The 18,604-nt window shown below is 59.1% G+C and carries 15 protein-coding genes, 1 tRNA gene and 1 pseudogene; 8 read left to right on the top strand and 9 right to left on the bottom strand.

Annotation, left to right across the window (positions count from 1 at the left end; all coding sequences use genetic code 11):
• Positions 1-483 precede the first annotated feature (483 nt).
• Positions 484-1,617: pseudogene (locus tag ACQ651_RS10835) on the bottom strand (IS3 family transposase).
• A gap of 101 nt (positions 1,618-1,718) precedes the next feature.
• On the opposite strand from ACQ651_RS10835, the gene ACQ651_RS10830 reads away from it, so the two are divergent.
• The gene (locus tag ACQ651_RS10830) at positions 1,719-2,057 is read left to right on the top strand and encodes a hypothetical protein (RefSeq protein ID WP_430449267.1); all 339 of its coding nucleotides are present in this window, start codon (positions 1,719-1,721) and stop codon (positions 2,055-2,057) included.
• A gap of 95 nt (positions 2,058-2,152) precedes the next feature.
• Here ACQ651_RS10830 and ACQ651_RS10825 read toward each other — a convergent pair whose 3' ends face one another.
• From ACQ651_RS10825 to ACQ651_RS10815, 3 genes are read right to left on the bottom strand one after another with little or no spacing between them, the layout of a single operon-like run.
• Entirely contained in the window at positions 2,153-2,596 is a 444-nt protein-coding gene (locus tag ACQ651_RS10825) for a hypothetical protein (RefSeq protein WP_430449266.1), read from the bottom strand.
• A complete protein-coding gene (locus ACQ651_RS10820; protein WP_430449265.1) occupies positions 2,593-3,165 on the bottom strand; it encodes a hypothetical protein in 573 nt (190 codons plus the stop codon). The genes ACQ651_RS10825 and ACQ651_RS10820 overlap by 4 nt, the downstream gene beginning before the upstream one ends.
• A gap of 39 nt (positions 3,166-3,204) precedes the next feature.
• On the bottom strand, positions 3,205-3,453 hold the full coding sequence (locus ACQ651_RS10815; protein ID WP_430449264.1) for a helix-turn-helix domain-containing protein: 249 nt from the start codon (positions 3,451-3,453) through the stop codon (positions 3,205-3,207).
• 236 nt (positions 3,454-3,689) lie between these two features.
• Here ACQ651_RS10815 and ACQ651_RS10810 point away from each other — a divergent pair, with 236 nt between their 5' ends.
• Positions 3,690-4,730: a tyrosine-type recombinase/integrase gene (locus ACQ651_RS10810; RefSeq protein ID WP_430449263.1), complete on the top strand. Its 1,041-nt coding sequence runs from the start codon at positions 3,690-3,692 to the stop codon at positions 4,728-4,730.
• 425 nt (positions 4,731-5,155) lie between these two features.
• Here the strand turns inward: ACQ651_RS10810 and ACQ651_RS10805 are convergent, their stop codons facing one another.
• Both ACQ651_RS10805 and ACQ651_RS10800 read right to left on the bottom strand, forming a co-directional pair.
• Complete coding sequence (locus tag ACQ651_RS10805) at positions 5,156-7,684, bottom strand: DEAD/DEAH box helicase (protein ID WP_430449262.1); 2,529 nt, start codon at positions 7,682-7,684, stop codon at positions 5,156-5,158.
• Positions 7,681-9,498 (bottom strand): site-specific DNA-methyltransferase, encoded by a 1,818-nt coding sequence (locus tag ACQ651_RS10800; protein ID WP_430449261.1) that lies wholly within the window; start codon positions 9,496-9,498, stop codon positions 7,681-7,683. Before ACQ651_RS10800 ends, ACQ651_RS10805 begins: the two co-directional genes overlap by 4 nt.
• A 103-nt stretch (positions 9,499-9,601) precedes the next feature.
• On the opposite strand from ACQ651_RS10800, the gene ACQ651_RS10795 reads away from it, so the two are divergent.
• On the top strand, positions 9,602-11,002 hold the full coding sequence (locus ACQ651_RS10795; RefSeq protein ID WP_430449260.1) for a hypothetical protein: 1,401 nt from the start codon (positions 9,602-9,604) through the stop codon (positions 11,000-11,002).
• Between the two features lie 139 nt (positions 11,003-11,141).
• Here the strand turns inward: ACQ651_RS10795 and ACQ651_RS10790 are convergent, their stop codons facing one another.
• Positions 11,142-11,384: a helix-turn-helix domain-containing protein gene (locus tag ACQ651_RS10790; RefSeq protein ID WP_430449259.1), complete on the bottom strand. Its 243-nt coding sequence runs from the start codon at positions 11,382-11,384 to the stop codon at positions 11,142-11,144.
• Between the two features lie 137 nt (positions 11,385-11,521).
• On the opposite strand from ACQ651_RS10790, the gene ACQ651_RS10785 reads away from it, so the two are divergent.
• A complete protein-coding gene (locus tag ACQ651_RS10785; protein ID WP_430449258.1) occupies positions 11,522-12,256 on the top strand; it encodes a hypothetical protein in 735 nt (244 codons plus the stop codon).
• On the opposite strand, the gene ACQ651_RS10780 is transcribed toward ACQ651_RS10785, so the two are convergent.
• Positions 12,253-13,620, bottom strand: a complete 1,368-nt coding sequence (locus ACQ651_RS10780) for a site-specific integrase (RefSeq protein ID WP_430449257.1) — start codon at positions 13,618-13,620, stop codon at positions 12,253-12,255. The two genes, ACQ651_RS10785 and ACQ651_RS10780, sit on opposite strands and share 4 nt — an antisense overlap.
• Positions 13,621-13,912: 292 nt before the next feature.
• Positions 13,913-13,986: transfer RNA gene (locus tag ACQ651_RS10775), tRNA-Cys, on the bottom strand.
• A gap of 159 nt (positions 13,987-14,145) precedes the next feature.
• On the opposite strand from ACQ651_RS10775, the gene ACQ651_RS10770 reads away from it, so the two are divergent.
• The 4 genes from ACQ651_RS10770 to ACQ651_RS10755 all read left to right on the top strand — a co-directional run bounded on the left by ACQ651_RS10770 (position 14,146) and on the right by ACQ651_RS10755 (position 18,505).
• The gene (locus tag ACQ651_RS10770) at positions 14,146-14,799 is read left to right on the top strand and encodes a protein-L-isoaspartate O-methyltransferase family protein (RefSeq protein WP_227284931.1); all 654 of its coding nucleotides are present in this window, start codon (positions 14,146-14,148) and stop codon (positions 14,797-14,799) included.
• 45 nt (positions 14,800-14,844) lie between these two features.
• Positions 14,845-16,218: a TolC family outer membrane protein gene (locus ACQ651_RS10765; RefSeq protein ID WP_430449256.1), complete on the top strand. Its 1,374-nt coding sequence runs from the start codon at positions 14,845-14,847 to the stop codon at positions 16,216-16,218.
• Positions 16,219-16,354: 136 nt separating this feature from the next.
• Positions 16,355-17,581 carry a hypothetical protein gene (locus tag ACQ651_RS10760; RefSeq protein WP_430449255.1) on the top strand — a complete coding sequence of 409 codons (1,227 nt, stop codon included), beginning with the start codon at positions 16,355-16,357 and terminating at the stop codon, positions 17,579-17,581.
• A 69-nt stretch (positions 17,582-17,650) separates the two neighbouring features.
• On the top strand, positions 17,651-18,505 hold the full coding sequence (locus tag ACQ651_RS10755) for a rhomboid family intramembrane serine protease (RefSeq protein ID WP_227284928.1): 855 nt from the start codon (positions 17,651-17,653) through the stop codon (positions 18,503-18,505).
• The last annotated feature ends 99 nt before the right edge of the window (positions 18,506-18,604 follow it).

The following is an 18,604-nucleotide window of genomic DNA, read 5'->3' as shown; positions in this document are numbered from 1 at the left end:
TTGGCGGTTGGTAGTCGCTAGTCTGACAACGGTTAAGGGTCTGTTTTATAGTGTATATTTCATGTTGTTGTGTGTGTTGTGTGTGTTGTGTGCTTGCTCCTCTACCCTCATTTTCCCGTCATCTTTCCTGCTTTTTGAGGCCAACACACACAACCCGAACTATTCATTTAGTTTCAGTAGCTTACGTGTTGTGCATCCCTACAACACCTACAACACAGGCCATTGCGGCGGTTATTCGGTGAAGAATTGCCGATTGGTTGGCTTGGTTGCTTCGGTATCGGCTCGGTCAAGAAAATACTGCGCATTGCTAACGGCGTAGGCTTTGCCGCTCTTTCCGTAGGTCTGTTTTGTTGCGTGATCCACTTCGGCAAACCAACCGGCGTCAATGAACGAACGAACGGTTCTTTCAAGTGCGGCAACGTGAGCTGGTCCTAGTATCCTGCACAGTTTCTCGGCCCTGCTAAGGTATATCGGGTTGTGTACTCAGGCCGCTTTCGTCAGTTCGATCCTCACTAAGTATGCCTCATCGGGGGTCCTCAGACCAAGTGCCGAGTGCGGGCGCTGGCGGTTGTAGAAGTCGATCCAACTGTCGACGACCCGCCCAGCCTCGAAGCCATCCGCGATATCCTGAAGGTAGACGGCTTCATATTTCATCGATCGCCAAAGCCGTTCAATGAAGATGTTGTCCATGCAGCGGCCGCGGCCGTCCATGCTGATCCGCACCCCGGCCTCGGTCAGAGTCGTGATCCACGCTGACCCGGTGAACTGGCTACCTTGGTCGGTATTCACGATCTCGGGCGGGCCATGGCGACGGATCGCCTCGTTCAGCGCCTCGACGCAGAAGTCCGCGTGCATCGTGTTCGAAAGCCGCCAAGACAGCACCTTGCGCGTCGCCCAATCCATGATCGCCACAACGTAAAGGTAGCCACGGCTGACTGGAACGAACGTGATGTCAGCACACCAGACCTGGTTCGGGCGGTCGATGGTCATGGTCCGCAGCAGGTAGGGATGGATCGGATGCGCCGGGTGAGGTTGGCTGGTCTTTGGCCTGCGATAGACCGCCTCCAACCCCATTCGACGCATCAGCCGCCGGATCCGGTGCCGCCCGACCGACAGGCCGTCACGCTTAAGCATCGCAACCATTTGTCGGCTACCGAAGAACGGATAGGCCGTGAACAACCGGTCGATCGACTTCATCAATGCCAGCGTGTCGTCGCGAACCGGCACGGGTCGATAATACAGCGACGACCGGCTGATCCCCAGGATGCGGCACTGCGCGCTCAGGCTGAGCTGCGGATGATCGGGCTGGACGATATTCTTGCGACGGCAGGGGCTCATGTCTTGAGCCCTTTGGCTAAAAAATCGTTCTCCACCGCCAACCTCCCGATCTTGGCGTGCAGATCCTTCAGCTCCGCTTCTCGGTCCACCGCGCCACCCGCCTTTCCGGCGAACACATCCGACAGGCCCTCCATTGCCTGCTTCTTCCAGGCACTCACCTGTGTCGGCAGCAGCCCGTGCCGCGCCCGCGATCTCCTGCACCGTCCTGTCACCACGCAGCGCTTCCAGCGCCACCTGGGCCTTGAAATGATCCGTAAACTTCCGTCGCTTCCGCGCCATCGTCATATCCCTTCGTCGTTGGGATACACCTTAGCTCACTGTCCAGTTTTCCGGGACCAGCTCAGTCTGCTGCGCGCGCCGAAGCAGAGGCGCTGCGCATTATGTACGCAGAGCAGATCGAGGCGGCCCGGGTAGAGGGCGACGCCCAGTTGGCCGCGCTGCGGAGTGAGATGGATAGCCGCCGCGCCGACATCGAACGCCAGATTGTCGAGGCTGGATCGGAACTCTCCGACATCGCTGATGAACGCGATGCTGCCCGTGTTGCACTGGAAGAACTGGTGGAATTGCGCGATCGGATTGGGCTGGAGCTTGTAGAGTACCGTGGTCGCGTGGTGTTTGTGGTTCCTGACGGCCGTGAGCTTGTCGCTTGGCGTGCGCCGGGTTTGTCTAATTTGGCGGCGTTAAATGGACGCATGTATCGGATGCACGATTCAAACTAGCGAGTTTCAGACACTCTGGGAAACACGGCTCATAACTACCAATGGATTCGTTCTGCCGAAAATCGTTCTCGCAGAGAATACACAGGTCTGACGGATCATGCGCTCGTTCTTGATCTAGCTTCTATTCTATCTTGGATTTCCAGCTTAAGCAGCGCCCTTGTAGTTCTCCGTTCTTCGTTCAGCGCATCCAGGATGGGAACGAAGTATAAACAGATTCCGATCAGCACCAGTAGAAGCAGGTAGAAACCAACGGCGGCATCTACGGCCGTTAACTCTCCGGCAAAACAGAACTCAAATGGAAGCCAGCTTGAACTGCTATCTGTGTGCCCAGTGAAGCTCATCGCATTGGATGCACAGTCAATCTCGGCATTAGTTATATAGAAGGTTGTTCTAGGCAAAAATTCTAACGACGCATAGCCAAGAAGGGTCGTCGCAGCTAAGAGCAGTACAAACCGCGCCACATTTTCGATTATTCTTAGGAAAAGGTAGATCACGTAGCATTGAAGGACGACGACGATTATTAGGATCGCTTCGCTCATGATCTTGGCCCTAGCTTCGATCTTGCCGAAAGCAGCACTGATATGTCAGCAAAGACTTCAATCAGCATTACAAAAAGGGCTGCAAAAGCCAATAATCCTAAAGCAATCGCTGTAAAAGGAAGGTGAGTAAAAATCCACCAAGATAGAAGTAGCATGGGTATTAATACCACCAAGGACACTCCAACAGACTTTAGAATTGTCTTTAAGTATCTCGAAAGAATGTCTTCATTTGGATCATTTGGGCCACCAAATCCGATAAACTCTGGTTCGACTGTAAACGCGCGGAAAACCATTGCAGTTGAAGCCAGTACACTCAGGACAACTACTAAAACACGCCATACCTCTATCGATACACCTGAGACGAAGCGCACCGCATGTGAAGCAGCGACACCGAGGTAGTACAATGCGAATCCTATGACTGCTACAGCGACAAGCAGGCCCGCAAGAGCCAACACCCCAGCAAAAAAGTCTTCAATTCTCCAAGTATACTGCGGCTCTTGTTTCTTTTTTTGAGTTTCCTGCCGCACGACCGTCGTAGTGGTTTGCGTTGTCGTCTGCTGGCGTTGCATGGCAAACAATGCCCTTCCAATAGGAGTACCCGCTCAAATTCACTTTTTGGACAGCCTTTGTTCAACAAGCTCTATGATCTTGGCCGCCCTGCATTCTAGGCATCGAGACCACTCCATAAACTCGACTACGTCAAGCCTTCGTTCACCTGTTTCGACCTTTGCCACATAGGACTGCGGCCGGTCCAAACGGTCAGCAAGCTCCTGTTGCGTAACATTTCTCAATTTTCTCGTTTCTGCCAGCACCTGCATCAACGCCTGGTGCCTCGGCGTTCGCAGACTTCTGGTCATGCGGCATCTCCATTCGGGCTAAGCCCTTGCCGCGTAATCCTGTTCTGGTATTATCCCATTATAGGATATTATGGAGGCAACCGTGTCTGGTTCCCCGAAGATCAAGCCCAAAATGCCGTTCGGATACCAAGTTATCCGCGGCAATGTCGTTGACATCTTTGACCGCGTCGAGCGCGATGTGAACCGGCGGACCCATCGTGTTGAACGGACTCGGCAATGGCGCGAGATGACTCTGCGTGCGCAAAGGTGGCCAATACTACCGGATTTACGCGGATGAGAACACGCAGGAGTTCGACGACGAGTATTGGGAAATTCTCCGCGGCAAGCGCCATCTGTCGAAGCGATCTTGGTCTGTCCTGATCAAAGAGTTTCGAACGACTGATAAATGGGCAGGTTACAAACCGCGTTACCGCCAAGACTTAGAAAAAATCTTCGATTATCTCGATCAGAAAATCGGTAGTCGAGACGTCAAGCTGCTCAGGGCAGCCGACGTTTACAACGCCATGGACAAGAACTCGCATCGTGTCCGTTTCGCGAACTACATCCCGGTTGCGGTCACATTGCTTGCCAAGTTGGCACGCAGGAAGGGATGGCTATCGGAAAATCCCGCGGCGGATATCGAGCTGCTCAAGGTGCCTGAAGATCGAAAAAAGCCGCACCTTCCTTGGACTGACTCGGCTGTGGATACTTGGCGCGAAGAGGCCGAGGACTTGCCTAGGCTCATCTTTGAGCTTGGTGTTGGAAGTGTTCAGCGTCCCGGCGATTTGAACGGCTTCACTTGGCGTCACTATGACGGAACCAACTTGACGCTGACTCAGAACAAGACCGGTGTCGCGCTTCTGCTGCCTTGCACGCCAAATCTCAAACTCGAGCTTGAACAACTGAAAGCGGCATTGGGCGACACGGCCAAACCAGACCGTCCGATACTAGCCAATGCAGACGGGTCACCGATGAGCTACTTCAAGATCGCCCGAATAATGCGGGACGAGCGGAAGCGGTTGGGAGTGTTGGCTCACGACCTGCATGCTTTGCGCTATCGCGGCGTCATGGAGTTGGCATGGGCAGGCTGCGATGACGACGAGATCATGAGCTACAGCGGACACAAGACCAAGAAAATGGTCATCAAGTACGCGGGATTTGTCCGACAAATCATGCGCGCCGGTACGGCAGCAGAGAAGAGAAAGCTGTGGGAGCAGCTTCTGAACGAAACGAGCACGAAACAAGAAAGTGATACCCGAGGTGATACCCCATTAGACACAAAACCAATAAGTCATTGAAAATATTGGAGGCGAGTACCGGACCCGCTACCATTTTTCTAAGCCACTGGAAGGCTTGAACAATCGAGTGCGAGGTTGAGTTGTGTGTCGCACTTCGTGTCACACTTATGCTGTCAGAGTTGTATTTCTGTCAACCGCCGGGTGTCGTCTCAGGTGGCCTTTCTATGTTCCTATAGGTAGGGCGACTGCCGCCTTGGCTGTCCATCCGTCCTAAAAGGAGGGGTGGGGGGGCACGTCTCGGCGGTTCTTTCCCTCTATAGGTGGTGCCGATGCAGACGTTCGGTGCATCTTCTGTTCTATGGTGTGCCCGACTTGCGAGGCAAGACGTATCCCTGCCCGCGCGGGTGGGGTATGGGGGAAGTCGGCGCGTGGCTATGTATGTATGGGGCCGCGCAAAAAATCGTCACGTTTTTCCGACCGGCAGGTTATCCTAGGTAGACGAGTTCCTTCACGTCAAACCGGTCGTTAGGGACGATCTTGTGCAGCCCCTCTGCATAGCGTGCGCGTATCCACGTGCCGTCAGAACGGTAGGTCCAGAAAACATTACGATATTCGCGATGCTGTACGCGGATTTTCTCCACGTTCCGGTCTGACTGTAGACGCCCCGTTTCGCCGTCATCCTTGATCTCGACAAGTGCAATGGCGTCGGGCGTTGTGCGCCCACTGACACCCACAACGAAGTCAGGGAAGAACCGATGCCCTGACGGCAATATTAAACGCGTAGCCCACGTTTCATTCTCTGGGTTTCGCATCCACCACTTAACTGTCCCGGTTCTGTCTGCGTCCAGAAACGCCGCGAAGTCCTGTTCTTCCTTGTTCAGACGATGCGGGAACACGCCGTAGGCGGACTTCGCGGCTTCGTTCAGCCCGTCCGGTCCGAAGTATTTTTCTGGCACGGGTTCGCTGGTGTCAGTTCGCACGTTGCGGGCCTGTGCGGTCTTGATGGCCTCTTTCAGCTTCTCGGGTTCCATCATCCCGGCAAGATCAATAGCGCGGCGCAGGTCACGTTCCTCGGCTTCGATACCCTTGTCGTCCACAATGCCGCGCAGTTCCTCCACCAGCGCGCGCTTCAATAGGCGCGGGTCGATGGCGTCATTGAAGTTGAAGGCCAGTTGCGCCTTTTCAGCCACCCGCGCATTGGATAGCCGCAAACGCAGGTCCACCGTTTCCTGAAACTCCGCAGCGAACAAGTCGCGCAAGTCGAGATGCGCCTTTGTCAGTTTGCGTTGCAGCAGGCCGGGCATATCGGCAGAGCGGCAAAACTCGCGCGCTATGTCGTGCACCAGATCGTTCAGCTTCATCGGATCGGGTGGCAGTTCGCGGACCAGTGCCTTGGGCAAGTCCAAGTCCTTGCGCAGCGGATAGGGCCGGAAGTTCGGTTTGCTCGGCCCCTTGTCGGTCTCAGGCTTCTTGCTTTCCGGCAGATCGCCAAAGAGCGGCGTGTCGCTCACACTTTGCCACGTCTCGCCCGTGACAATAGCACGGTCCTTTTCCGTGTCGGGCATATTCTGCACATCGGCCCGCACCACGCCTTGTTCGATCAGGTTCGTCAGGCGCTCTTGCCGCTCTGTCTCGTTTTCGGGCGGCTTCGGTGTGAAGGGCGGCTTGGGAACATCTGAAGCGACGGCCTGCTTCTCGGCATTGCCAAACTCGTAAACGTCGAGATTGTCGGTTATCAGTTCGATGCTTTCGCGCACCGCTTTCAACTCGTCCACCGCCGCTTGCAGGCCCGCCTGCATATCCGGGTCTGTCAGCAGAACATAGCCACTGTCCAGCAGGTCGTCTTGCCCATGGATGGGGCGCACGGACGGATGCACCCGCATGATGCGGCCCACGATCTGCATACCGAAGTCGCGGCCCCGGTTCGGGCGCACGGAGACCAGCGTCCATGCACGGGGCGCGTCAAAGCCCGTCGCCACGGCTACCTTGAAGATCAACACATGGGTGTCGGGGTCATAGGCTAGCGAGTGAAAATCCGGGTCCGGTTGACCGGACGTGTGCGTGGCGATGGCAGCGTCATCAACGCCGATCTCCACCAGCTTGTCCCGCACCCGCTTTACCGGGTCTTCCGCACCCTTGGCTTGGTCCTCAACCTGCACCAGCATCAAGGGCGACACCGCCAGCCCGTGTTCCTTGAGGCGCTCACGCACCCGGCAGTGCTGCGTCCACCCGGCCTGCAAGGTCGCCTGTTCATGGTCGATCAGGTCGCGGTCGCCTTCTCGGAAACGGATCACACCCAGCTTGAGGCCCACCTTGTTCAATCCGGCTTCGACAACCTCGGAACGGGGCACGACAACGCGGCTGGCGACCTCGATACCGGCCTTCTGTTCAAAGGCGTCCAGCTTCTCGTCGCTCGGCGTGGCAGTAGCAAGGATCGTGAAATCGGGCTGGATATGGTCGAGGTAGAAGCCAGCCGCGACCTTGGCGGACGCCCCGAAGTTCAAATGCGCCTCGTCGATCACAACGCCGACAAAAAAGCCAGCATCCCGCCAAGACGCAATCAGGTCATCGAAGGACAACGCGGCCTCGGACGTGCGACGGACCTTGCGGGCGTCCTTGTTGCTGGCGGCAACCGTCGCCCATGTCTGGATGAACACATCGCCGTCACGGGTGCCGTTTGGTTCCCGATCCTTTGCCACGTCGCGGACGCGCAGACCGCCGCATTGCGCCACCAGAGCATCGCGTGTCTGCGTCACCAGCCCGGAATAGGGCGCGAACCAGAGCCACACCACGGGGCGGCTCAGCGCGCCGCGCAGCCCTTCCAGCACTCGGCCTAACACCAGCGTCTTGCCCGACCCTGTTGGGCTTTGCAGGAGCGTCACGCCGCTTTTCAGCGCGATGGCCTGCCGGTGCGCCGGGTCGCGGTCGTGCAACTCGGCCACCTTGCGGATCACACCCGACAGCGCGTCCACCGCGCGGGTCTGGTAGGCGGCAAGGGACAGGCGCTCGGTCATTGCTGGAACCGCTTCACCAGCGTGTCGCGGACGGGGCGAATGTCCACATGGGTGCCGTCGAGATGCTGGGCGATCTGGCCCGGTGCCCACGCATAGACGAACAGGTTCTGCCGGTCGCGCCCCTTGAGCCATTCCAGCAAGCCGGGGTCGAAGCGGTCCACCAGCACCAGCGCGGTGGTCTCGCCTTCGTGCAGGTTCCATGGCGCACTGCCGTCATAAAGGGTCAGCGGCAGGTCGTGCATGGCTTCCAGCGCGGCCCAGGCATCGGCGGGTTGAAGGTCATAGTCGAGGTCTTCAAAGGCGATCTCATGGGTGCGCAGATAGGCAAAGCCTGCGGCGAGGTTGGCATACTTGGCGTCATCGCTGGCATTCAGGCGGCGGATACGTTCCGCCGTCACGTCGCGGCACAGGTTCTTGTCGGGGTCGTCTTCTGTAGCTTCGGTGGACGAGACCATGATGAAGCGGCGGTTGCCACCGTCTTCGGCATTGAGTTCCATGACAGCTTGAGCGGCGGTAGCGGAGCCTGCGAAGAAGTCGAGCACGATGTCGTCCGGTCCGGTGGACTGGCGAACGAGTTCGCGGATCAGGGAGACGGGCTTGGCGTAGTTGAAGGCTTTTGAGCCGAAGACCGACTTGATCTCTTTTGCAGCCACCATGTATGTGCCGACGACAGCTTGTTGTTCATCTTCAATCGTTTCTTTGTCAGCTTCAAAGTTCGGTGTTATCCAACTTGAGAATGGCTGTGTCGGGTTCTTGAGTTCTGACTTGTATCGCTTCAATGACGGAGTGCCGAAGCCAACTTTCTTCCCAATCCAAAAATCAAGGTCTGGCGTGTCCCTCCTGAGCATTTGTGCCCTTCCGCTAGAAGGCACTTCGCCGGTCTCTATGGCAGTAAGCAGTTCTTCTTTCGTATGCCAAACAGCGACTTTTTGTTCGACTGGGAAATGAACGTATCCGTCAGCAATAAAGTCTTCCATTGGGCGCGTGCGCAGGCGAGACACATCTTTGACTTTGTGCTTGGATGAGTACCTCCAAACAGCGTCTGGGTTGCACGGATACCAAATATCAGTATTCGGGTCATAAAGTGGGTAGTATGTATTCGGTCGCTCAATAGAGTTGTGTGCTTTTGTGAGGTCTCCGCCAGTGCGATACCAGTCCTGCTTCCTTTCATCCCAGTGCCTGTAGAGTTCAAACGACTTCTCTGTTCCGCTAAAGCGAAAACCCGCCTTCGCAAAGACCATTACATGTTCGTGATTGTCTGAAAGGAATGCTCCTTTCGTATCGTTGCCTCCGGGCCTTGTGCGCCACACGAATGTACCAATCCGCATCCCCGGTAGGGCCTCGTCCATCATCAGTTCCAGCAACGCCCGCTGGTCGTCATTGATCGACACCAGCAGAACCCCGTCTTCGGCCAACAAGTCCCGTGCCAGCGTCAGGCGGCGATAGAGAAACTCAAGCCATGTGGACTGGCGAAACCGGTCCTCCTTGTCCATGTAGCTGTCGTTATAGACCCAATCCTTGTTGCCGGTGTTGTAGGGCGGGTCGATGTAGATGCACTTCACCCGGCCCGAATGGGTCATGCGCAGCCACCGCAGCGCGTCAAAGTTGTCGCCCTCGATCACCAGATTGTCCCACGGTGCGGGCTTGTCCGACAGCGCTTCGTCGATCCGGCAGGCGATGAAGTTGGCATCTACCGCCGCGTCCGCCTCGATCTCGTCCCGCTCCCACACCAGCCCCAGCTTCTTGGTCCGGTCGCGCTTTTCCAGCAGTTCGACAAGTTGCGCGTGGGTGAGGTCGTCGTATTTTCCGGCCATGTCCGAGGGTCTGTCCTTGTTTTCCGTCACCTTAGCGGTTCAAACTGGTGAGCGGAAGTCGCGGTGTTCGTGATACCCAACGGAAAACAGATAGATATGCCCCATGCCTTCGCGCCCGTTTGAGCCGCAATGGACCACCGACGCCCCGGCGCTGAAAGCGTTTCTGGACACCCTCTGCGCGGACCTGACCGCCGCACGGGCCAAGCCGCTCAAGTCCGATGCGCAGCCGCGTTTTGAAGCGTCCATAAAGGCCATCGTGCTGGACCTGTTCCGGGCATATGAAAGCGACCCGTCGCTTGAGGTGGGCATTGCGGGTGGATCGAACAGGATCACGAACGCGAGCAAGTCGCGATATGGGGCCAGTTTCCTGTCCTACCGGACCTTCAACGCTGCGATGGAGGCATTGAAAGACGCCGGGTTGATCGTGATGAGCACGCCGCATTGGGATGATCCCGCGAAGAAGAACAGCCGGGTTGCCCGATACATGGCGACCCCTTCCTTAATGGCAGGGATTGACCGGGCCGGTGCCTCTGTAGTCGATCTGCGACGGCATCCCAACGCCGAAGGCATCCGCCTGAAAGACAGCAAGAAGCGCCTTGTCGAGTATGGCGATGACGCCTTCGCCAATGCGGCACGGGATCGACTGCGGATCATCAACGACATGCTGGAAAGCCATTGGGCAGACGTGGCACTGACGGACGAACAACTGGCCCAAGAGTTGAAACGCATAGACGGGACACGAGACGATGAAGCCGCTCAGTCCTTCGACTTTGCCGCGCGCACGGTTTACCGGGTTTTCAACAATGATGAGTGGGAACAAGGCGGGCGGTTCTACGGTGCATGGTGGGTCAGCATTCCCAGCCATTTGCGACGTTACATCTTGATCGACGGTAAGAAGACGGTCGAGGTTGATTATTCGGGCATCCATGCCGCGATGCTGTTCGCACTGGCAGGCAGGGACATTCCCGCTGACCCTTATGCAAGGTGTGTCACGAACGAGGGGAACGTCGCTGAGCGCAAACTTGTGAAGACCACATTCAATGCGTTGCTGAATGCCGATAGCATTAAGGGCATAGATGAAATCAAGAAGTATGACGAAACGCTGACGGGTCGAAGCTGGAATGACTTCAAGCGTTTCATTGTCGATAGCTACCCGGAATGCGCGGACCATTTCGGGACCGGTGCCGGGTTGCGGCTTCAACGCATGGACAGTGATCTGGCCGAAGCGGTGATGCTGCGATTTGCCAGTATGGGCTATGCTTGCTTGCCGGTGCATGACAGCTTCATTATGCACCACGACATGCGGGATGTTCTGGAAGACACCATGAAAGCGGTTTTCAAGGACATGTTCGGGGTAGAAAACAAAGCCGAGTTCGACATGGGCGAAGGTGAGAATGTCGAGCCAAGCGAACACCCCATCGAGCCGGACATTGCAAGGCTGCTGGAACCCGAGGGGTACGAAGGCCGCTTGCAGGCGTTTTGGGCATCCCGTGAGCCGCACTAGGGCTTCCCCCCGATATGTGTGGAGGTCGTTTAACCCATTGAAAAATACGTGATGGTCAGAGTGCTTGTGATACCTTCCGGTCGCGCCGCCTCCGGCGCTCCCTCATTACTGGTAACGATTATGGCGGCACGGGGTGGGTTCACCCTTTCATCTTCGCCAGCCTGCCCACAATCTCTGTCGGATCGAAGCCCAGAACCTCGCCCAGCTTGACCAGTTCCACCACATCCACCCGGCGTTGCCCGCTTTCCAGCCGCGCGATGAAGGACTGATAGACCTTCATCCGCTCTGCAAGTTCCACCTGCTTCAAGCCTGCCTCGCCGCGCTTCTCGATGAGATAGCGAACAAGAGCATCATGCCTATGATCTCCAAGAGTTTTAGGCATGAACGCCCCATGCTGTTGCACTGGGCTCGTTGACTATATCTTAAAAATAGGTATCTAAAAATCAGATACACACTGCCCCTCTAACCGGATGCCGCGCTGGGTATGAAAGCGTGCCAAGTACATCGTCGGAGTGCACCATGAGCCTTAACGACAAGTCACCTGACCACCACATCGCCTACGGTGCTGCGACCGAAGGCGTTGCCGCTGCAAGTTCCAGCCTTGGTGTGATCGGGCGTTATTGGTGGAACCTGCAAATGCAACTCTTGGTGGCCACCGGCACCATGCGGTTTTTCAGGGCGTATTGGTGGCTGTTTCTTGTTGCCGGTTTCTTACTTTTGGCTTTCGTCATGCCTTTGGGCGTGGCTTTCGTGGTAAGCGCCTTTTGCGCAGGTGCAATGAACCCGAAAGCGGCGGAAAACTTCATTGTGCCACTCAGGCATGAAGACGACGCGCCGATTAGTGAGCCTGCCGAAGCGGAACCCAATAAAGTGATTTTAGCGCCCCAGTCCGATACCTTGGAGGACGTGCGCCTTGCGGCGGGCATTCATCATGTCGGCTATTTGACAGCGATGAAGCGCGACCTTGAGGACAAAGAGATTGCCGCTGCTGCGCTAGGCGCATTCGATGGGACGGTGCAGGCATTCGGTCTGAAACTGTCCGATCTGGATATGCACACTAACGGCGCGGCATTCATCGTTGCGCAACTGACCGCACTTGAGCGCATGGACGAAGTTGACCCGGACTGGATTGCAGAAGTCACCGAAGAAGCGATGACCTCTGAAACACTCGAAGCGATCCGCGCGGAAGCTGGCCGCTTTGCCTACACGATGGAAGGGGCCATGCAGGATGGCCCCGACCAGCCGACCGGCTAGTTAGCTTGGCCGATGGCGAAGCGGTCAATGGCCCCTTTCAACTGAGCCAGTGTGTAGCCTTCGCGATTGTAAACTTCTTGCGTGACCCCGGATCGTGCGTGGCCAACAATGCACTGTACGACAGGCTCAGGAACATCTGCTTGGCTAAGTCGCGTCACAACCGTGTGTCGCAAGCTGTGAAACACCAGACCCGGTTTCTTAATACCCAGCTTGGGTAGGAAACTCTCATTGCACCAGCGGCCCAAGGCTCGACCATAGCCGCCATTGGCGCTGTAGCTATAGTCTGGGAACAGGCGTCTGCCGTTTCGACGGCTATCCACGAAGTCTAGAAAGCCAAGGCGGATCAACTCGGAATGCAGCGGCACATTGCGCCTGCCTGCCTTCGACTTCACGCTCTTGGTGTCGTCGCCTTCATCAGTGATATTCAGGAACCATGTGTCGCCGTCCTGCTGCACATCGGCAATGTCGAGTTGGCAAATCTCGTTTAGACGTGCGCCGGTGAACATGCCCAAGAGCATCCCCCACTTGTGGCTGTCTTTGCGTACCAGCCCGGACGGGTTTTCCGTCAACTCAGTGTAGATCAGGCGCGTTTGGTCCGGTGTGAAAGGCTTGCGCTCGCTCTCGCTGGCTTTGTCCTTCCGTACCTTCATGCCTTCAAAAAGCGTGTGCGGCGAATGTCCGTGCCGCTCTGCCCAGTCGAAGAGCATCTTGAACATCTGGATATGGCTGTTGATCGTCTTGGCCGCGATCTTCTTGTGGTCCGGTTCATTGATGACCTGCATTAGTGGCATGGCCTTCAACTTCGGCTTGGTGTTCCGGCTAGATGGTAGCGCCTGCAAGACCTTCTTGACCTCGCTCGCATCCTGCTTGGTGATCGTGGCAAGCAACCGGTCAGGACCGAAATATTCAACGAGGATGTTCAGGTAAGCCCGGTTCTGTGTGATTGTTTTAGGCTGCCATTGGCGGGAATGCTCTGCGATGAAATCATCCACCGCCGCGCCCAAGGGCGATGACGCTGGCAGAACGGGCGCAGGAGGGGCAGGAGCGAGGGCCGGGGCATCCTCATAGGAATAATGCTCAAGGCGCTCAGCGGCTTCCAGAACGCGCCTGAGCATGTCCCGGCGGCCCTTCCGCAACTCGGTCGCAATGCGGGGCAGGCTGGCATCCCATTCCGCGTCTGATACATCCATCTTGCTCTTGAAGCGTTGTACCGGCAGCCATTGTCCACTGGCGCTGTCAATCTCCATGTAGCTTTCATGGTCCAGCATTTCTTCGCGGGCATCGGCCAAGGCGTTCTTCGACAGGCCGCGCCGGTCCAGCCAGTCAAGGTACTGGTCCAGTTGCGCCTTGAAGTAGGTTTGCACCTTCTCCCGTATCTCGCTTTGTCTCAGTCCCGCCAATGTATTGTTCTCGCGCAGTATTCGCCCGCAGGATGCAAGATGACGGGCGAGATCGCCAGCACGATCTGGGCAACGGGTGCGCAAAGATATGCGAACCGTGGTCCGCTTTCCTTCTTGAGACGGAGGGATAGGCCAGCGGAAGTAGTAAATCCCGTGTCTTGAGGGGCTTAGATAGGATGACAGCATCATAGGGCGTGTGTCCCACTTTGTGTCACACTCGACCGTTCAGCCGCTAACCCTATGATTTAGAATGAAATGGAGGCGAGTACCGGAATCGAACCGGTGTACACGGATTTGCAATCCGCTGCGTAACCACTCCGCCAACTCGCCCGAAGCCCACGTTGCTTAGATTTGACCGCGGCCCGCGTCAAGGGCATCCTTGCGGCGCGCCGGGGCGGACAATGGTCGCGGGTTCCGCCATAGTTATTGCGAAGCCGGGGCGCATGTGCCATCACCACGATATCGAAACTAGACTCATTGGTTCAGTTCATGATCGACTACACGTCCCGCCGTACCATCATGGTCGACACGCAGGTGCGCCCCTCCGATGTGACGAAATTCCCGATCATCGATGCGATGCTCTCCGTCCCGCGCGAGGTCTATATGCCCGACGGCAAGCGCGATCTCGCCTATGTGGGCGCCCATGTCGATCTGGCTCCGGGGCGTGTCGTGCTCGATCCGCGCGTACAGGCCAAGCTGCTGGACTTGCTGGATGTCACGCCTGCGGACCTTGTGCTCGATCTGGGGCCGGGGCTGGGCTATTCCACCGCCCTTCTGGCGCGGTTGGCCGAGGCGGTGGTCGCCGTCGAGGAAGACGTGGCGATGGCGTCGGAGGCCGAAACCATCCTCGGCGATCAGGGGGTGGACAATGCCGCAGTGATCGAGGCGCCGCTCAGCGAGGGCAGCCCGAAACACGGGCCCTATGATGTCATCTGCATCGAAGGCGCGATCGAACGCCTGCCCGAGGCGATTGCCGACCAGTTGAAAGACGGCGGCCGGATCGCGGCGATTTTCATGGATGGCGCACTCGGCGAATGCCGCATCGGGCTGAAGCGCGGCGGCCGGATCAGCTGGCGCATGGCGTTCAATGCCACCGCGCCGGTTCTGCCCGGGTTCGAGGCGGTTCACAGTTTCGAGTTCTGAACGGCCCCGCACACGCCCCGAAAACCCTGCGATGAGGCACGATACATGACGCGATCCTTCAGCACCCTGGCCGCAGCCCTCGCGATTGCCCTGACCGTCGGCGGAATGACCGGGGCGGCGAGGGCCGACACCCTGCGCGCCGCGCTCGGCGATGCCTACGAGAACTCGGACCTGCTGGAGCAGAGCCGGTTTCTGGCGCGGCTGCAGGATGAAGGCGTGGCGCAGCAGATATCCGCCCTGCGTCCGATCGTGAACTTCATCGCCAACAGCACGTGGAATTCCGTGACCGATACCACGGTCAACAGCCTGACGCTGGTGGGCGAGTTGCTGGTCTATGACAATGGCGGCCGCCAGCGTCTGGTCGAGGCGGCGCGGGAGTCGGTTCTGTCCGCGCGTCAGGGTCTGATCAATCTGGAGCAGCAGGTGCTGCTGGATGCGGTCACGGCCTATATGAATGTGTGGCGCGACATTCAGGTGGTGCAGGTCCGCGAAAGCAATGTCCGCGTGGTGACACAGCAATTGCGCGCCGCGCGCGACAGGTTCGAGGTCGGCGAGGATACCCGCACCGATGTCGCCCAGGCCGAGGCCCAGCTTGCCGCCGCAAGATCCAATCTTGCCGCCGCGCGGGGCCAGCTTGAGATCAGTCAGGAACTGTTCGTCCTTGCCGTGGGCCGCCCGTCCGACGGTCTGATGGGGCCGGGTGCCTTGCCCGATCTGCCGGACACGGAAGCCGAGGCCGACCGCCTGGCGCGCCAGCAGCATCCCCTGATCCTCGGCCTTCAGCACGAGGTGCGCGCCGATGAGTTGTCGCTGGCCGCCGCGCGGACGGATTACGGCCCGTCGGTCTCGCTCAGGGCGGAAACCGGGGAGGCCTTCGGCGACCGCTCCAATGGTGTCACCAACACGCTCAGCCTGACGCTGACGCAGCCGATCTATCGCGGCGGGCAGCTGTTTTCGCTGGAGCGCAGTGCCATCGCAACCCTGAACGCGACCGAGGCGGAGTTGCACCAGCAGGTCCGCCTGATCGTCCAGTCCGTCGGCAATTCCTATGCCCAGCTCCGCATCGCGAACGCGCAGATCCAGGCCTCCGATCAGCAGATCCGCGCGGCGCAACTGGCCTTCGAAGGGGTCCGGGAAGAGGCCTCCCTCGGGGCGCGCACGACGCTCGATGTTCTGGACGCGGAGCAGGATCTGCTCGACGCGCGGATCAGCCGGATCGAGGCGCAGGCGGATCTCTATGTAGGTGCCTACGCGGCGCTGGCGAGCGTGGGTCTGCTGACGGTGGAGCATCTGAACCTCGATGTGCCGCAATATGACCCGACGGCCTATTCCGATGCCTTGGGCAATGCCCCCACCCGGTCCTTTTCGGTGCAGGGGGAGCGGCTCGACGGGGTACTGGAACGGATCGGCCGGGACTGACCGGGCCGGGGCCAACCCCAAGAAGTTGCAAGGCTATTTAGCTATCCATTGTGCCAAATCGTCAGTCCTTGTATCCTTGCGGCTACAACAACACCCGCTTTTGCGGGGAATCGAGGCGAGTTGAGGAGTTTGGCGCATGTCTGATCCGGCGAAATCAGAGGCGATAGAAGATGTTCTGTCGTCGATCCGACGGCTGGTTTCCGAACACCATCCCGACCCCGCGGGCGGGGTGGAGGCGCCATCCCGCGCGGATGCCGAAGCCGGCACCACGGCTGAGGCAGGCAGGGCGGAGGCGGACACGGCGGAGGTGAACGCCGCGCCCGATGGCAAGCTGGTGCTGACCCCGGCCTTGCGCGTCTCCGACCCCGATGACCCGTGGCGCCCGATCACCGCCAGCACCGAAGACCCGGATGCCCATGATGGGGATGACGCCGCGGAGATATCCGGCAGTCTGGCCCCGGCCGGGCCTCAGGGCCCGGACGGGGCGCCGGAGATGCCGGTTGCGGAACTGACCGAACCGGAGGGGGAGACGGACGTGAGTGCGGCCATGGCGGAGCAATCCGCGCCCGCCGATCAGGGGGACGAGCCCGAAACCGGCTACGATCCGGCCCCGTTCGAACCCGATCAGGGCGATACCGACTGGCCGGATCCGGCCGGTGCGGATGCGGCGCTGGACGTCGCCGCCTTGCGGCAGGCGCGCGAGGGCGGCCCTGCGGCGGAGGACGCTGAGCCGTCGGAAACGCCCGAGGAGACCACCGCAGAGATACAGACGGGCGGGCATGATGCCGATATGCCGGAAGCCGGGTCGGAACCGGACCTGACCGGGACCGCCCTTGAGGCCGACGCGGCGCCGCAGGGCGATGACGCGGTCGCCCCCGCGGAAGAGGCGACCCCTCCCGAGACCATGGCGGGCCTCCATCTGGCCGGGCACGCCGCCGGCGCGTCGGCGGAGGAGGCCGGTGACGCGGTCGCGGAAGCAGCCGGGCCGCCCGATGATGACACCGTTGATGACCCTGCCGCCGCGGATCTGCCGGGGGACGAGCCCGCCGCCGAGGTCGCACCGCCATTCTTCAGCCGAAGCTCCGCCCGCGACCGCGTGGTCAATCTGAATGCCGAGCTTGACGGCCCCAAGGGCGATGACGGTCTGGAGGATGTGGAGGATCTGGGCGACGAGACGGGCCTTTTCTCCTTTCCCGGCGATGACCGCGAGATGACCATCGACGAAGAGGTGCTGCGCGAGATCGTCAGCGAGATCGTGCGCGAGGAGTTGCAGGGCGTTCTAGGCCAGCGGATCACGCGCAACGTGCGCAAGATGGTCCGCCGGGAAATCCGCATGGCGCTTGCCGCGGAAGAGCTGGAGTGACCCGGGGCCAGATTGCCGCGAGACGTGCTTTCAGCTTGACCTGAGCAGGCAACGGGCCAGTCTTGACCCATGTTTCCGATCCGCGATCACAACCCGTCCGACCGGACCCCTGTCGTGACCTACGCCTTGATCGCGATGAATATCGTGATCTTCCTGAGCTATTTCCCCGCCATCGGCGGCAGCGAGATCCAGTTGATGGGGTTTTACGCCGAATGGGGGCTTGTCCCGGCGGAGGTCGCGCGCGGGCAGGAGGCCCATACGCTGATCACCTCCATGTTTCTCCATGGCGGCTGGATGCATCTCATCGGCAATATGCTCTTTTTGTGGATATTCGGAGATAATCTGGAGGATCTGCTTGGCCATTTCGGCTTTCTGACATTCTACCTCGCCTGTGGTCTGGCTGCGGCCCTCGGGCAGATGCTGGCCGATCCGGTCTCCACCATCCCGATGGTCGGCGCATCCGGCGCCATCGCCGGCGTGATGGGCGGATATCTGTTGATGTTCCCGCGCGCCCGGATCGACGTGCTGGTGATCATCGTGATCATCTTCAAGATATTCACCATCCCCGCATGGCTCATGCTGGGGCTGTGGTTTGCCCTGCAACTGTTCAACGGCCTGTCGATCGATGCCGCGAATGGCGGCGTGGCCTATTGGGCGCATGCAGGCGGGTTCGTGGCCGGTGTGCTGTTCATCCTGCCGGTCTGGTTGCGCCGGGGCGGGCGGGATTACTGGGCCATCACCCATGGAAAACCGCCCCATGAAGACGTGGCGTACCGCATCACGCGCTCAAGCGGCATTCCAAGTATCCAACGCCAGAACATGCCGCCGGGCGCCGACGGCCGCGCCCTGGGCGATCTGAGCCGGATACCCCGTACCGGCACCCGGCGGCGCGGCGGCTCCCCATGGACAGGCGGGCGCGACTAGGGCTCCGGGGGGATCCCCTGCCGGCAGCCGCATGCGGGCTCAGGCGAGGCCGGGGGAGGGGACGCCGCGGCCTTATCAGACGACAGGACAATCCGGGTC

Origin of the sequence: Rhodophyticola sp., from assembly GCF_965284195.1 — a bacterium.
Lineage (GTDB): Bacteria > Pseudomonadota > Alphaproteobacteria > Rhodobacterales > Rhodobacteraceae > Rhodophyticola.
The sequence above is the reverse complement of the archived record's forward strand: the minus strand, read 5'-3'. Positions and strand labels throughout refer to the sequence as shown.

Excerpts from the sequence above, each read along its gene's own strand:
- ACQ651_RS10830 (WP_430449267.1), top strand. The coding sequence starts at position 1,719 with ATGTACGCAGAGCAGATCGAGGCGGCCCGGGTAGAGGGCGACGCCCAG.
- ACQ651_RS10755 (WP_227284928.1), top strand. The coding sequence starts at position 17,651 with ATGTTTCCGATCCGCGATCACAACCCGTCCGACCGGACCCCTGTCGTG.
- ACQ651_RS10795 (WP_430449260.1), top strand. The coding sequence starts at position 9,602 with ATGCCTTCGCGCCCGTTTGAGCCGCAATGGACCACCGACGCCCCGGCG.
- ACQ651_RS10805 (WP_430449262.1), bottom strand. The coding sequence starts at position 7,684 with ATGACCGAGCGCCTGTCCCTTGCCGCCTACCAGACCCGCGCGGTGGAC.
- ACQ651_RS10820 (WP_430449265.1), bottom strand. The coding sequence starts at position 3,165 with ATGCAACGCCAGCAGACGACAACGCAAACCACTACGACGGTCGTGCGG.
- ACQ651_RS10825 (WP_430449266.1), bottom strand. The coding sequence starts at position 2,596 with ATGAGCGAAGCGATCCTAATAATCGTCGTCGTCCTTCAATGCTACGTG.
- ACQ651_RS10770 (WP_227284931.1), top strand. The coding sequence starts at position 14,146 with ATGATCGACTACACGTCCCGCCGTACCATCATGGTCGACACGCAGGTG.
- ACQ651_RS10815 (WP_430449264.1), bottom strand. The coding sequence starts at position 3,453 with ATGACCAGAAGTCTGCGAACGCCGAGGCACCAGGCGTTGATGCAGGTG.
- ACQ651_RS10760 (WP_430449255.1), top strand. The coding sequence starts at position 16,355 with ATGTCTGATCCGGCGAAATCAGAGGCGATAGAAGATGTTCTGTCGTCG.
- ACQ651_RS10790 (WP_430449259.1), bottom strand. The coding sequence starts at position 11,384 with ATGCCTAAAACTCTTGGAGATCATAGGCATGATGCTCTTGTTCGCTAT.
- ACQ651_RS10785 (WP_430449258.1), top strand. The coding sequence starts at position 11,522 with ATGAGCCTTAACGACAAGTCACCTGACCACCACATCGCCTACGGTGCT.
- ACQ651_RS10800 (WP_430449261.1), bottom strand. The coding sequence starts at position 9,498 with ATGGCCGGAAAATACGACGACCTCACCCACGCGCAACTTGTCGAACTG.
- ACQ651_RS10765 (WP_430449256.1), top strand. The coding sequence starts at position 14,845 with ATGACGCGATCCTTCAGCACCCTGGCCGCAGCCCTCGCGATTGCCCTG.